8 protein-coding genes and 1 pseudogene are annotated in these 13,963 nt (G+C 72.0%); 7 read left to right on the top strand and 2 right to left on the bottom strand.

Going from position 1 to position 13,963, the window contains the following annotated elements; genetic code table 11:
* The first annotated feature begins 15 nt into the window (after positions 1-15).
* The 5 genes and pseudogenes from ACH34S_RS03290 to ACH34S_RS03270 form a co-directional block, all read left to right on the top strand.
* Entirely contained in the window at positions 16-1,716 is a 1,701-nt protein-coding gene (locus tag ACH34S_RS03290; protein ID WP_395950858.1) for a hypothetical protein, read from the top strand.
* Positions 1,716-1,847 (top strand): hypothetical protein, encoded by a 132-nt coding sequence (locus ACH34S_RS03285; RefSeq protein WP_395950857.1) that lies wholly within the window; start codon positions 1,716-1,718, stop codon positions 1,845-1,847. Before ACH34S_RS03290 ends, ACH34S_RS03285 begins: the two co-directional genes overlap by 1 nt.
* A 13-nt stretch (positions 1,848-1,860) precedes the next feature.
* Complete coding sequence (locus ACH34S_RS03280) at positions 1,861-2,661, top strand: glycosyltransferase (protein WP_395950856.1); 801 nt, start codon at positions 1,861-1,863, stop codon at positions 2,659-2,661.
* Between the two features lie 32 nt (positions 2,662-2,693).
* Entirely contained in the window at positions 2,694-3,839 is a 1,146-nt protein-coding gene (locus ACH34S_RS03275; protein WP_395950855.1) for a glycosyltransferase family 4 protein, read from the top strand.
* 8 nt (positions 3,840-3,847) lie between these two features.
* Positions 3,848-5,857 (top strand): annotated as a pseudogene (locus ACH34S_RS03270) (alpha-(1->3)-arabinofuranosyltransferase family protein); the annotation flags it as partial.
* Between the two features lie 2,113 nt (positions 5,858-7,970).
* On the opposite strand, the gene ACH34S_RS03265 reads toward ACH34S_RS03270, so the two are convergent.
* On the bottom strand, positions 7,971-9,200 hold the full coding sequence (locus ACH34S_RS03265; protein WP_395950854.1) for an acyltransferase family protein: 1,230 nt from the start codon (positions 9,198-9,200) through the stop codon (positions 7,971-7,973).
* A 114-nt stretch (positions 9,201-9,314) separates the two neighbouring features.
* Here ACH34S_RS03265 and ACH34S_RS03260 point away from each other — a divergent pair, with 114 nt between their 5' ends.
* Positions 9,315-10,313 (top strand): DUF3068 domain-containing protein, encoded by a 999-nt coding sequence (locus ACH34S_RS03260; protein WP_395950853.1) that lies wholly within the window; start codon positions 9,315-9,317, stop codon positions 10,311-10,313.
* 95 nt (positions 10,314-10,408) lie between these two features.
* Positions 10,409-11,521 carry an NAD(P)H-dependent flavin oxidoreductase gene (locus ACH34S_RS03255; protein ID WP_395950852.1) on the top strand — a complete coding sequence of 371 codons (1,113 nt, stop codon included), beginning with the start codon at positions 10,409-10,411 and terminating at the stop codon, positions 11,519-11,521.
* Between the two features lie 9 nt (positions 11,522-11,530).
* Here ACH34S_RS03255 and ACH34S_RS03250 read toward each other — a convergent pair whose 3' ends face one another.
* Positions 11,531-13,882, bottom strand: coding sequence for a BTAD domain-containing putative transcriptional regulator (locus ACH34S_RS03250; protein WP_395950851.1), 2,352 nt, complete (start codon positions 13,880-13,882; stop codon positions 11,531-11,533).
* Positions 13,883-13,963: the final 81 nt, after the last annotated feature.

Here is a 13,963-nt window from a genome sequence, read left to right as displayed (position 1 = left end):
AGCGTCCAGGCGCACATGACGGCGGAGCGGACGCGGCACCTGGTGGCCGCGCTGACCGGGCTGGGGCTCGGGCTGGCGGCGCTGGGGCCGGGGCTCGCGCCCGGTTTCGTGCTGTCCTACGACATGGTGTTCGTGCCCGATCCGGCGTTCACCCGCATGACGTTCGGGCTGACCGGGGTCGTGCCGCGGCATGTCCCGAGCGACGTGTTCATGACCGCGCTCGGCACCGTCCTCCCGGCGGATCTGGCGCAGAAGCTGATCCTGCTGGCGATCTTCGTGATGGCGTGCACGTCGGCGGCGTCGCTGGTGCCGTCCCGGCGGCTGCCGCCGCGCCTGGCCGCCGGGGTCTGCTACGCCTGGAACCCGTTCGTCGCGGAACGGCTGCTGCTCGGCCAATGGGCGCTGCTCCTCGGCTACGCGGCCCTGCCGTGGGTGGTCGCCGCCGCGTCCCGGCTGGACGAGCCGCGCGGCGGCCGCCGCCTCGTCCGAGCCCTGATACCCGCCGCCATCGGCGGTTTCGCCGCTCTCATGATCGCCGCCCTCACGGCGTTGACCGTCGCTCTGGTGACGGGCCGTGCCCGCAATGCCGTCCAGGTGATCGGGGCCGTCGCGGTGCTGAGCCTTCCGTGGCTGGTGCCGGGCCTGCTCCGGCCCGCCGGGCTACCGGCGGACGGGACGATGGCCGTCGACCTGTTCGCCGCCCGCGCGGACACCCCGTTCGGCACGCTCGGGAGCCTGCTCGCGCTCGGCGGCGTGTGGAACGGCGAGACCGTCCCGGCCGGATACGGGTCGCCGGTGACGGCGACGATCTGGCTGGCCGTCGTGGCCGGCGCGCTCGCCGCCTACTGGAAATGGTGCCGGGAGCCGCGCTGGAGGCGTGGCGCCGCCGCGGCGGCGGCCGCCGGGTTCGTGGTGGCGGGGCTGGGCGCGGTCGCCGCGCCGGTGCTGGAGTGGATGATCGGGCTGTGGCCCGGGTTCGCCGTCTTCCGGGACGGCCAGCAGTTCGTGGCGCCGCTCGCGGTCGTGATCGCGGCCGGTCTCGGCGTCGCGGCCGACCGGGCGGCCGAGGCGCGGTGGACGGGAGCCGCCGCCGGGACGATCGCCGTGCCGGTGGTCCTCCTGCCGACGCTGGCATGGGGCGCGGCGGGCGATTTGCGGGCTGTCCGCTATCCCGATGATTGGCAACAGGCCCGACGAATCATCCATGCGGACCCGGTGGCCGGGGACGTGCTCGTGCTGCCGTGGGCGTCCTATCGCAGCTACGCGTGGAATCACGGCCGCCGCGTCCTCGACCCGCTGCCGCGGTTCCTGCACCGGAAAGTCGTCGTGAACGATGCCGTCACCGTGGGCGACTTGACGATCCCTGCCGAAGATCCGCGCGCCGTCGAGCTGGGACCGGCCGCCAGAGCGGGAACCCCACCTGCGGATACGCTGCGTGACCAGGGCATCCGCTATGTCGTGGTGGACGCCGAGCCGGCCGCCAACCGTCCGTCTGGTCCGGCCGTCGAGGTGCTGCGGGGCCGTGACCTGGCCGTCTACCGGATCGACGGGAGCGGTGCCGCGCCGGGGGACGAGGTTCCGGTCGTGGCCGTAGTTGTTGCCTGGATTGTCACGAGTGTGGTGGTCATCTGGTCAATTCCGCCCTCCGGTATTACTCTGAGCGCTCCGTTACTCGGGAGTATCAACCCCCGCGGTTCGAGACGAAGGACTCCCTGATGCGCATCGTCATCTCTGCCCTGATCGGCATCCTGGTGGCCGCCGGAGCATCGTTCGGCACCGTCCAGCTGGTGAACGCCTCCCAGGACGATCCCGTCGTGAAGCCGCTGTACAACTACGGCGCCCGCTGACGTGTAGGCCCTGATGGGCACCTCACCTGACGGCCCCGCCGTCCTGGAGATCGTCATTCCCGCGTACAACGAGGCGGGCCGGCTTCCGGCCGGCCTCGGCCTGCTCTCCGCCAAGCTCGCCGGGTTCCCGGTGCGCTCCGAGATCATCGTCGTCGACAACGCCAGCACCGACGGCACGGACGAGATCGTCCTGGCGTGGGAGGCGAAGCCCGTTCCCGTCCGGCTGGTGCGGTGCCGGCGGCGGGGCAAGGGAGCCGCGGTCCGGGCGGGTCTGCTGGCCACGAGCGCCCCGTACGTGGGATTCATGGACGCCGATATGGCGACAGACCTCGCGGCGCTGGACGAAGCCATCGTCCTGCTGCGCGCGGGCCGCCCGGTCGTGGTCGGGTCAAGGCGCCACGGTCGGTCGGTCGTCGAGGGATACTCGCTGCCGGTCAGGCGGCTCGGCGCGATCACCTTCAACCGGGCCGTCCGGGATCTGGCGGGCGGCATCGCCGACACGCAGTGCGGGTTCAAGTTCTTCGACGGGCAGCTGGCACGGGCCGCCGCCGCCGATCTGCGCACGGAGGGGTTCGCGTTCGACGTCGAACTCCTCGGCCACTGCGTCCGGCGGGGAGCGTCCGTGACGGACATTCCGGTGGTGTGGCGTGACCGTCCCGGCTCGACGTTCTCCGTGCGGCGGCATTCCGTGCAATGCCTCCTCGACCTGGCCCGCGTCCGCGGTCGCGTGAACCGCACCCCCGCCGTTCCGGTTGCGGTTCCGGTTTCGATGCCGGTGACCGGCCCGGTGGCGCCGACCGTCAAGCCGGGATGAGCGGGAGCCCAGCGGACCCCGATGGAACTCCCGTGACCCTTCGGCTGGCCGTCGTCAACTGGCGGGACCCGTGGCATCCCGCCACGGGCGGGGCAGAACGCTACGCCTGGGAGATGGCACGCCGATTCGCCGGGGCCGGTGCCCACGTCCAGTACGTGACGTGCAGGGCGCGCGGGCAGAAACGCAGGAACCGGGTCGAGGGCGTCGATTTCGTGCGCCTCGGCGGCCGGTTCACCGTGTATCCGCTCGTCCTGCTGTGGATGCTGGCGCGCCGGTTCCGGCGGAACGGTTCGTTCGACGCGGTCATCGACTGCCAGAACGGCATCCCGTTCTTCACGCCGTGGGTGCTGCCCCGCCGCGTACCGGTGTTCTGCGTCGTCCACCATGTGCACGACGCTCAGTTCGGCTTGTTCTTCCCGGCGTGGCTGGCCCGGATCGGACGGTTTCTGGAGGGCCCGGTGAGCCGCTGGACGTACCGGCGTCATGCGCTCGTGGTCGTCTCACCGTCCACCTTGTGCGCTGTAAGGGAACGTCTCGCCTGGACCGGACGCACCCATGTCGTGCCCAACGGCACAGTGGTCGCCGAACCCATCGGCGTGGTGTCGGAACCCGCCGGCAGCCCGGATCTGGTGTGCGTGACACGGCTCGTCCCGCACAAACGGTTGGACATACTGCTCGACGTCGCGCAACGGCTCGCGGAGACCCGCCCCCGCCTGAAACTCCATGTCATCGGTGAAGGGCAAGAGGCACCCGCGCTGAGATCCGGGATCGCCGCCCGGGGCCTGGACGGCGTCGTCATCGCGCACGGCTACGTGGACGAGGAGACCAAGGCGGCGCTGGTCGCCCGCGCCGACCTGCATCTGAGCACGTCGCAGGGCGAAGGGTGGGGGCTCAGCGTGATCGAGGCCGCCGCGCTCGGCGTCCCGACCGTGGCCTCCGACGTCGACGGCCTGCGCGACGCCGTCCGCGACGAGATCACCGGATGGCTCGTCCGCGACGGCGAAGTCCACGCGGACGTGGTCGAACGGGCGCTCAAGGAACTCGACGACCCCGACCGCCGCGCCGAGGTCGCCGCCGCCTGCCGCGCCTGGGCGGGCGAGTTCGACTGGGCGCGCTCGGCCGCCCGGATGCGCGACCTCGTCACCGCCGCCGTCCGGGACCGCCGCGGGCGCGGGTGAAGGAGAGCATGGCGGACGGTCCGGACGCGGATGCCGGCGAACGGCTCCAGGAACGGCTGCGGGACGGGCTGCGCGTCCTCGCGTGCTGCCTGACGCTGACCGCGCTGGCGTTCGGCACGCGCCCCGGGTCGATCCTCGCCGACACCAAGATCGACATGGCGGTGAACCCGCTCGGGTTCCTCGGCCGGGCGCTGCACCTGTGGGACCCGGAGCAGTTCGGCCAGCTCCAGAACCAGGCCGTCGGCTACCTGTTCCCGATGGGCCCGTTCTTCGCGTTCGGCGACCTGATCGGGATGCCCGCGTGGATCACGCAGCGGTTCTGGCTGTCGCTGCTGATGTGCCTGGCCTTCACCGGCATGTGGCGCCTGGCCGGACGCCTCGGCGTCGGCCGCCCCTGGACGCGCCTGTTCGGGGCGATGGCCTACGCGCTCGCCCCCAACGGGCTGGCGACGCTCGGGCAGATCTCGTCGGAGTACCTGCCGGTCGCGATGCTGCCGTGGATCGTCCTGCCGCTGGTCAGCGCGGCGGCGGGGGAGACCGGGCGGATCCGGGCGGCGGCCCGGTCGGGGCTGGCGATCGCGTGCTGCGGCGGCATCAACGCGACCGCGACCGTCGCCGTCCTGGTCGTCCCGGTCGTGTACGTGGTGACGCGTCCGCGCGGCTCGTTCCGGCTGCGGACGCTCACCTGGTGGTCGGCCGCGGCGGGCGCGGCGGCGGCCTGGTGGCTGGTACCGCTGCTGCTCACCGGGACCTACGGGTTCTCGTGGCTGACCTACACCGAGAAGGCGGAGACGACGACCGGCCCGACCGGCCTGATCAACGTGCTGCGCGGCGCCGAACGCTGGGTCAACTACCTGGTCGTGGACGGCCAGGTGTGGTGGCCGGTCGGGCATGCCCTGTCCGTCAACCCGGTGCCGATCGTCTGCACGGGCGTGGTCGCCGCGCTCGGCCTCGCGGGCCTGCTCGGCGGACGGCGGCTCCCGGAACGGTCGTTCCTGCTGCTCACCCTGCTGGCCGGGCTGGCGATCGTCTCCATGGGGCACCTCAGCGACATCCCCGGCCCGTTCGCCGCGCAGCTGCGCGACCTGCTGAACGGACCGCTCGCGCCGATCCGGAACCTGCACAAGTTCGACGCGGTCGTCCGGCTGCCGCTGGCGCTGGGCCTCGCCCACCTGCTCGGCACGGTCACCCGCCCGGCGCTCGGCGGATCGGTGAGAGCGCTGGTCAGCCTGCCCGTGGCCGCCGCCGTCGCGATCGGCGGCATCGGCGTCACGGCCACCTCGCACGGGCTCTCCGGGCCCGGCGAGTTCAGGGACGTGCCCGGGTACTGGCGGGACGCGGCGTCGTGGATCAACGAGCGGGCCGGGCGGCAGGGCGTGCTCGCCGTCCCCGGCGCGCCGTTCGGCGAATACCTGTGGGGCCGTCCGATGGACGACATCGTCCAGCCGCTGCTGACCGCGCGGTGGGGCGTCCGGCAGCTCGTCCCGGCCGGGTCGCCCGGCTACACCAGGGCCCTGGACGCGATCGACCAGCAGGTCAGATCGGGCCAGGGGTCGCCGGGGCTGAGCGCGTTCCTCGGCCGGATGGGCGTCCGGTACCTGCTGGTCCGCAACGACCTGCGGCGGGAGACGCTGCGCGGCGCCTGGCCCGCCCGCCTCCACCAGGCGCTGGCCGGCTCGCCCGGCCTGAGCAGGGCCGCCGCGTTCGGCGAGCCGGTGGGCGGCGACGCGGAGGACGCCGTGTCTGCCGTCGACCAGAGGCGCCCCGCGCTGGAGGTGTACGAGGTCGAGGCCGCGGCGGGCGTCGCGAGCCTCGCCGACGCTACCGATCCCGTCCGTGTGTACGGCGGACCGGAATCGCTGCTGACCATGGCCGACGACGGCGCGCTGCCCGCCGGTCCGGTCCTCCTGGACGATGACGCCTCCGACCTCAAGGGCACCCCCGTCGTCACCGACTCGCCCCGGCTGCTCCGCCGCAACTTCGGCGAACTGCACCAGACCTCCCAGACGCTGACCGCCGCGCGCCGCGACGAGGCCGGTGACGTCCTGGACGAACGCTGGAAGCGGTACGCCACGCACGTCACCTATGGCGGGGGCGTCCGCGATGTCACGGCGTCCACGTCGGCGGCCGGTGACGACGTGGTCCCGCTGCTCCGCGAGCCCGGCGCGACCCCGTTCGCCGCGTTCGACGGCAACCCGTTCACCGCCTGGGAGACGGGCGGCTGGCGCGGCCCGATCGGGGAGTGGCTGCGCGTCGACTTCGACGGCCCCCGGGACGTGCGGGGCCTGACCGCCGCCTTCGCCGGGAACGCGTCGAACGGCCCGCCCGTCTCGCGCGTAGCGGTCGAGACCGAGCGCGGGAGACTCGAACAGGACGTTCAGAAGACGACCGCGGCCCAGCCGCTCCGCGCCCCCGCCGGCCCGACGCGCTGGCTGCGCCTGCGCATCACCCACCTGGCGTCCAAGCCCGTCCTGCCGGACTTCGCGAAGGCGGCGGTGGCGGAGCTGTCGATCAGCGGCGTGACCCCGACGCGCACGTACACGCTCCCCGCGCCCACCGGCGTCAACGGCCCGGCCACCTATGTGATGAGCCGGACGCCCGGCGCGATGGACGCGTGCATGAAGGGCAGCAGCCGCTGGGTGTGCCGGCCGTCCCTGGGCTCCTCCGACGAGGAGGGCGCCGGGTTCGACCGGACGTTCACCTCCGCCACCTCCACGCCCGTGAAAGCGCCCGTGACGGGGACGGCGACCCTGACCAGCCGCCCGCTGATCGAGCGGTTCACGGCCGTGCGGGGCCAGCCGTCCGTCGCGGCGAGTTCGACGCTGTCCGGCCACCCGGCCGACCAGGCGAGATCCGGCTTCGACGGCGATCCGGCGACGTCCTGGATCGCGGGCGGCGGCGATCCGGCGCCGAAGTACAGCGTCCGGTGGAAGGGCCCGAAGCGGCTGCCGGCGATCACGGTGCAGCGCCCGCCCGGCGCGGCGGGCCCGGTCCGGATCCGGGTCACGGGCGCCGGCGGCCAGACCCGCGAAGGGATGACGGACGACCGCGGCAGGCTGTCGTTCGCCCCGATGATCACCGACCGGCTGACGCTCACCTTCTTCCGGGAGGGCCGCGTCCAGCCGATCCAGGTGTCCGACCTCGTCGTCCCCGGCGTGAAACCGATGCCGGACGTGCGGACGTCCCCGCTCCGCCTGGCCTGCGGCTTCGGCCCGAAGCTCCGGATCGGGACGGCCGAGGTCCCGACGAGGGCCGAGGGCACGTTCGGCGATCTGCTCGCGGGCAACTCGGTCCGCTTCACCGCCTGCACGCAGGCGACGCTGCGACCCGGCGAGAACCACCTCACGTCAGCGCCGTTCGACCCGTACCGCGTCGACACCGTGACCATCGGCACCAAGCCGGGCGCGCGGGGCTCCGCCGCCACCCAGCCCCAGCCGGTGAAGGTGACCAGCTGGAACGCGAGCTCCCGCCGCCTGAAGGTGGACGCCTCGAAGACCTCGTTCCTCACCGTGAACGAGAACCACAACACCGGCTGGCGCGCCACGATCGCCGGCACCGAGCTGCGGCCCGTCCGGCTGGACGGATGGAAGCAGGGCTGGATCGTCCCGGCGGGGACCAGCGGCGACGTCGAGCTGACCTACCTCCCCGACAGGGCGCAGCACATCGCCGTGATCGCGGGACTGAGCCTGCTCCTCCTCCTGCTTCTCGTAGCGGCCCGCCCCCGGAAACCGAGAAAACGAGAAGAACGCCGCACTCCCGCCCCTGGAAAGGGCTGGCCCGCATGGGCGGCCATCGGTCTGGCCGCCGCACTGGGCGGATGGACAGCCGGAGCCCCCGGCCTGGCCGTAACCGTCACCATCGCAGCCATTTCCGTCTGGGCCCGCACCCGCCCCACATCCCTCGCCGCCCGCACGATCGCGTCCCCGTGGACGGCCGCCACCGCGATGCTCGCCGGGACGGGCTGCCTGGCCGCCGGGGCATGGCTGAACGCGATGGGAAACCCGTCCGCGCCGTCCGGGCTCCTGGGCGACATCGCGCCGCAGCTCCTCGGGCTGGCCGTCGCCGGACGCATCGCGGCCGAGCTGTGGCACCCCGAACCGTCCGCCACCGGCTCCACCGGAGGGATCGCGCTCAGCTGGGCCGCGCCGGAGCAGGAACCGGACGAGCACGGCCACGGCCACGACCACCCCGCCGAGCCACCCACTGACTCGGCCGTTCGACCAGGTAGTAGCTCAGCGTCGCCACTGCGATGGTCGCCGCCGCCATCAGCGGCAGATCCGTCGCGACGTTCCCCCGGAAGCCGCGGTCCATCGCGGCGTACCAGCTGACGATGATCAGCGACTGCCACAGGAACAGGCCATAGGAGATCCGGCCGAGGAACCGCATCATCCGGTTTCCGAGCACCGCGCCGAAGACCGGATGGTCCGGCGGGGCGAGCGCGACCGGGGCGACCAGCGCCGCCGCGCACAGCCCGTGCACGATCATGTGGAGCGCGGACGTCCAGGCCGAGTCGGAGTACTGGAGGCCGATCGGACCCGTCGCGGGCGTGGCCGACACCACGTACAGCATCGCCGCCGCGACCCAGCACGCCGCCCACGAGTCGGACACGGCCCGGCACATCGCCGCGACGGGACGGCGCTCGTCCAGCCGCGCCCAGACCGTCACCACCGCGAGGGCCATCCCGACCGCGAACCAGACGAAGAACCGCGGCAGCCACAGCCCCATCTGCGAATGCCATTGCGGGACGAACATGAACACCGTGTAGACCAGCGAGATCCCCGCATACGCGCCGATCCCCGCCAGGAGCCGCTTGGCCCGCACCCCGACGTCATCACTCCCGGCCCGCCGCGCCCACCACGCCAGGACGGCCGCCGTGAACGGCAGCGTGACGTACCAGGCGACCTCGACCACCAGGCTCCACAGCTGCCCGAGATGCGCCGGACCCAGGCCGCTGTTCCACCACGGGTCGGGCACGTAGGTCTGCGTGAGCGTGAGCAGGGTGCCCCAGGTGAGCGGGTCGTCGATGTGGTCCCGTCCCGCCGTGAGCATGAAGACCACGACCACGACCCACAGCGCGGGCATGATGCGGAAGAACCGCTTCCACAGATATTCACCCACCCGCGGCGTGGGCCCACCACCCAGCACGGCGGCCGCCCACGGCCGGTACAGCAAAAGCCCCGACAGGATGAAGAAGATGGGCACGCCGACCTGGCCGCCGTTGAACAGCCACCGCGCCCCGGCCGGATTGCTGATGGAACCCGCCGCGCTCGCCACGTGGAACACCAGCACGCCCAGCGCCGCGACCGCCCTGATCCCGTCCAGCGTGTGCTGGCGCCCGGAGATCTGCGGCGCCGGGGACATGGCCACCTCACATTCGGACGGGGGTGACGCGGATCTTACCGGCCGGTATGCGAAACGGTAAGGTGCCGGACACGGTCCCGCCGGTCGGTCGGCGGCGGCCCCCCGGAGGTGTTCATGCGGCGACAGGCCGGCCTGATCCTGATCGGCGTGGGGGCCTTCTTCCTCGCGCTCGCACCGCTGGTCCGCTTCTACGTGGCCGACCGGGTGATCGTGGCGCCGCCGAACCGCTACGAGGTGACGCAGCTGGAGTCGAAGAACTCCACCTACTTCGACCAGGCCCAGCTCAAGCTCAAGACCGGCGTCACGCTCCTGGCCAAGAACACGGTGCGCGGCGACGTCCGGGCGAACGGGAACGACAACGACATCGCGGTCTGGGACTCCACCACGAACCTTTACGACACCGCCGTCCCGGACAAGCCCATCGAGATCCAGAGCTACCGGATCGCCTTCGACCGCAGGACGTCCAGGCTGGTCAACTGCTGCGGCTCTCACGTCGACGGCGACGGCGGCGTGCGGATGTCGGGATACGGCCTGCTGTTCCCCGTCGCGAACGTACAGAAGCGCGACTACCCCTTCTACGACATGACGACGAAGCAGACGGCGCCGATGCGGTTCAACGCCGTCGAAGAGGTCCACGGCCTCACCACGTACCGCTTCACGCAGGCCGTTCCCCTGACCAAGACCGAAGCGATCGACGTCAGGATGCCCGCCAAGATGCTGGGCCTCCCGGCGAACGCCGGAGCGCAGAGGGTCGACCGCTATGCCGAGGCCTACAACACCGTCTGGGTGGATCCGCGCACCGGCATCCCCGTCAAGCACCGCAAGAACGTCCGCAGCACCCTCCGCACCCCGGACGGCAAGGGCTCGATGATCATCGCGCAGGCGGACCTGATCACCGTCGGCAAGGACCAGCGGAGCCTGGTCGACGGCGCCAACGGCAAAGCGCTGCAGATCGACGCCGTGCGCACCTACATCCCCGGCGCCGCGATCCTCCTCGGCCTGGCCCTCCTGGCCGCCGGCGCCTACACGGCCCTCACCCGCCCCGGCGGCGACTCTCCACCTCCCGCACCCCCACGCCGCCCCGACGGCAAGTTCGGCGACGACCCGCACTGATACCTGTTCTAGAGGAGTACCCGAAGCAGCACAGCCACGCCTTCTGCAACTAGAACCTGTTGCAGTTTTCCGCTTCGCGACCTAGGGTCGGTGATGTGCGGACACGAGTCACCGAACTATTCGGCATCGAGTACCCGATCTTCGCGTTCAGTCATTGCCGCGACGTGGTCGCGGCGGTGAGCCGCGCCGGCGGCATGGGCGTCCTCGGCGCCCTGCACTTCACCCCCGAGGAACTCGAACTCGAGCTCAAGTGGATCGACGAGCACGTCGGCGGCAAGCCCTACGGCGTGGACGTCGTCATGCCCGCCAAGTACGAGGGCGCCGACCTGGGCGACGCCGAGGAACTGCTCGGCAAGCTCCAGGGCATGATCCCCGCCGAGCACAAGCGGTTCCTGGAAGACCTCCTCGCCGACCACGGCGTCGACCCACCCACCGAAAAGGCGGGCAAGGCCCTCCTGGGCTGGACGGACGTAACAGCCCGCCCCCAGGTCGAGGTGGCGCTCAAACACCCCATCGCGCTACTCGCCAACGCCCTCGGCCCACCCCCGGCGGACGTCGTCGAGGAGGCGCACCGCCATGGCGTCAAGGTCGCGGGCCTGGCGTCCAACGCCCGGCACGCCCGCAAACAGGTGGACGTCGGCGTCGACATCATCGTCGCGCAGGGCACCGAAGCGGGCGGCCACACCGGCGACGTCGCCACGATGGTCCTGATCCCCGAGGTCGTGGACGCCGTGGGCGACGACACGATCGTCCTGGCCGCGGGCGGCATAGGCCGCGGCCGCCAGATGGCCGCGGGCATGGCCTTGGGCGCCGACGGCGTCTGGACGGGCTCGATCTGGCTCACGGTGGACGAGGCCGACACCCCGGAACGCGCCCTCCCGAAACTCCTCAGCGCCACGTCCCGCGACACCGTCCGCTCCCGAGCCTGGACGGGCAAACCGGCCCGCTTCCTCAAAACCGCCTGGACGGAAGCCTGGGAGAGCGAGAAGTCCCCGGGCTACCTCCCGATGCCCATGCAGTTCATGCTGATCGCCGACGCCCTGCCCCGCATAGCCCGCTCCGGCGACGGCGAACTGGTCACCTTCCCGGTAGGCCAGATAGTCGGCTCAATGAACCAGGTAAAACCGGCAGCCCAGGTCATCTACGACCTGATCGAAGAATACGTAGAAGCAATAGACCGCCTGAACACCATCACCACCCAAGACTGACCGCCCCGCCTATGGCGGTGGAGCGGCCTCGCCGAGGATTTCGGCATGACCCAGGGTGCGGCCTGACTGGAATGCGGTGGTGAAGGCGTCGTCGCCGAGCATCGTTCGGGTTGCTGTGAGGATGCGGGCGCCGTCTGGGGTTTCGGTGGGGCGGATTGTTGCTGCTGCGCCTAGCAGGCGTGCGGCGCGGGCGCCTTGGCCGGCCAGGATCTGCGCGCCGGCAAGGCCCTCCAGGGCGGCGGCGGTTGCGGCGGTGTCGTTGGCTTGTTGCGCGGCGGTCAGGGCGTTCAGGTGGTGGGCGGTGGCGGTCTCGGCCAGGGTCTCGCCTAGCCAGAGGCCGGGGTGGCCGGTGCGGCCGCGTTCTATTCGGTACCAGGCGAGTGCTGCCGTCAGGCGTAGTGCGAGCTTTGTGTCGTGGCGGCGGCCTGCGCTCTCCAGGGCGCGGCGCAGGTTGGCGGTTTCGGTGTCCAGGCGGGCCAGCCAGTGTTGGCGGGCGGGGCCGGTGCGGTACGCCTCGGCGCATTCGGCTAGCAGGACGTAGTACTCGTCGCGGCGTTGCTCGGTGTCGTCTTGTTCGCCTGCCTCGCGCAGGCGCTCCTGGGCGTAGGCCGCCACCGATTCCAGGAGGCGGTAGCGGACGCCGCCGGGGCCGTCCGAGGCCATGACCAGCGAGTTGTCCACCAGCCGGATGATCACGTCCATGACCTCTGCGGCGTCCACGCCGTTGCCTGAGGCGGTCTGCTCGGCCGCTTCGAGCGTGCAGCCGCCTGGATGCGCGGACAGGCGGCGCAGGACGGCGCGTTCGGTGTCGTCGAGCGGCTCCCAGCTCCAGTCGATGGCGGCGCGGAGGGTGCGCTGGCGCCAGGGCGCGTCGCGGTGCGGTGATCGCAGTAGCCGGAAGCGGTCGTCCAGGCGGGCGGCCAGCGTTTCGGTGCCGAGGGCGCGGACGCGGGCCGCCGCCAGTTCCAAGGCCAGCGGTATGCCGTCCAGGCGGCGGCAGATGGCGGCCACGGCTGCGGAGTTCGTGGAGTCGAGTGTGAAACCGGGGGCGGTGGCCGTTGCGCGGGTGGTGAACAACTGGATCGAGGCTGTGTTCGCAAGGACGGCGGGGTCGTTCTCGTCCGGGTGCGGGACTTCTAGTGGTGGGACGGTGAACAGTTGCTCGCCGGGGATGCCTAGCGGTTCCCGTCCGGTGGCGAGGATGCGCAGTTCCGGGCCTGTTTTCAGGAGCAGCGCGGCGAGTTCGGCTACCGGTTCGGCCACGTGCTCGCAGTTGTCCAGGATGAGGAGGGCCCGGCGGTCGCCGAGTTGTTCCGCCGGGGTGTCCTGGCGCAGGCCTACGACCTCGGCCACGACCTCGGAGACCTTGTCCGCCGAGACGGTTCCGCGGGGCAGTTCGGCCAGCTCGATCAGGAAGACGCCGTCCGGGTGGGTGTCGCGGAGCCGTCGCGCCGCCTCCAGGGCCAGGGTGGTCTTGCCTACGCCTGCCGGGCCGGTGAGCGTTACCAGCCTTGTCTGTTCTATGTGTGCGACGACCTCGTCCAGCGTGGTGGAGCGGCCGATCAGGTCGGTGAGCGGTTCCGGCAGGTTCGAGCGTGGGGGCGGTGCGGGGGTGGGCGCTTGCAGGTGCGGGTCCTGCCGGAGGATCGCCTGGTGCAGGTCGGCGAGTGCGGGGCCTGGGTCCAGGCCCAGTTCGTCGCGCAGGCGGTCGCGCAGGCGGCGGTGGTGGTCCAGGGCCTCGTGCTGGCGGCCCGAACGGTAGAGGGCCAGCATCAGTGCGGCGGCCACGCGTTCGCGGAGTGGATGCCGGTCGGCCAGGTCGGTCAGTTCGGCGACCAGGGCGTGGTGTTCGCCCAGCGCCAGGCGGGCGTCTGCCAGGTCTTCCAGTGCGGTCAGGCGTTGCTCGTCCAGGCGGGTGGCGGGGCCGCGGGCGAAGTCTTCGTCGGCGAAGTCCGCGAAGGGGGCGCCGCGCCAGAGCGTCAGGGCGTTGGTGAGCAGGGACGCCTTGGCGGCGGGGCCGGTGGTGCCGTGTGCGCGGGCGACGGCCGTTTGGAAGTGTCGCGCGTCCACGTTCTCGGACGTGAGGCCGTAGCCGGGCGGCTCGGATCGGATCAGGGCGCGGCCGCCGTCCTCCACGTCGAGGGCCCGGCGCAGTTGCGAGACCTTGGCGCGCAGCGCGGCGGCGGGATTGCCCGGTGGCTCGTCGCCCCACAGGTCCTGGATCAGGCGGCCGGACGACACCGGGCGCCCGCCCGCGGCCAGCAGCGCCGACAGCAGCAGGCGCACCTTCAGCTCCGGGATCGGAACCGGGCGCCCGTCGTCCGTCCTGACCTCCAGCGGGCCCAGCACCCCGAAGCGCATGGCCCCCACCGTAGCCGGACCATAACCCGGTCCGAACCCCTCCATAACGCCCTGGCCGCACGGTGGACGCATCGGTTCTCG

Source organism: Actinomadura sp. 3N508, from assembly GCF_044326375.1.
Lineage (GTDB): Bacteria > Actinomycetota > Actinomycetes > Streptosporangiales > Streptosporangiaceae > Spirillospora.
This window is presented reverse-complemented; position numbering and strand designations above follow the sequence as displayed.

What these genes read in the sequence shown, in the direction of transcription:
- ACH34S_RS03290 (WP_395950858.1), top strand. Translation starts at nt 16, where the DNA reads ATGACGGCGGAGCGGACGCGGCACCTGGTGGCCGCGCTGACCGGGCTG.
- ACH34S_RS03285 (WP_395950857.1), top strand. Translation starts at nt 1,716, where the DNA reads ATGCGCATCGTCATCTCTGCCCTGATCGGCATCCTGGTGGCCGCCGGA.
- ACH34S_RS03280 (WP_395950856.1), top strand. Translation starts at nt 1,861, where the DNA reads ATGGGCACCTCACCTGACGGCCCCGCCGTCCTGGAGATCGTCATTCCC.
- ACH34S_RS03265 (WP_395950854.1), bottom strand. Translation starts at nt 9,200, where the DNA reads ATGTCCCCGGCGCCGCAGATCTCCGGGCGCCAGCACACGCTGGACGGG.
- ACH34S_RS03260 (WP_395950853.1), top strand. Translation starts at nt 9,315, where the DNA reads ATGCGGCGACAGGCCGGCCTGATCCTGATCGGCGTGGGGGCCTTCTTC.
- ACH34S_RS03250 (WP_395950851.1), bottom strand. Translation starts at nt 13,882, where the DNA reads ATGCGCTTCGGGGTGCTGGGCCCGCTGGAGGTCAGGACGGACGACGGG.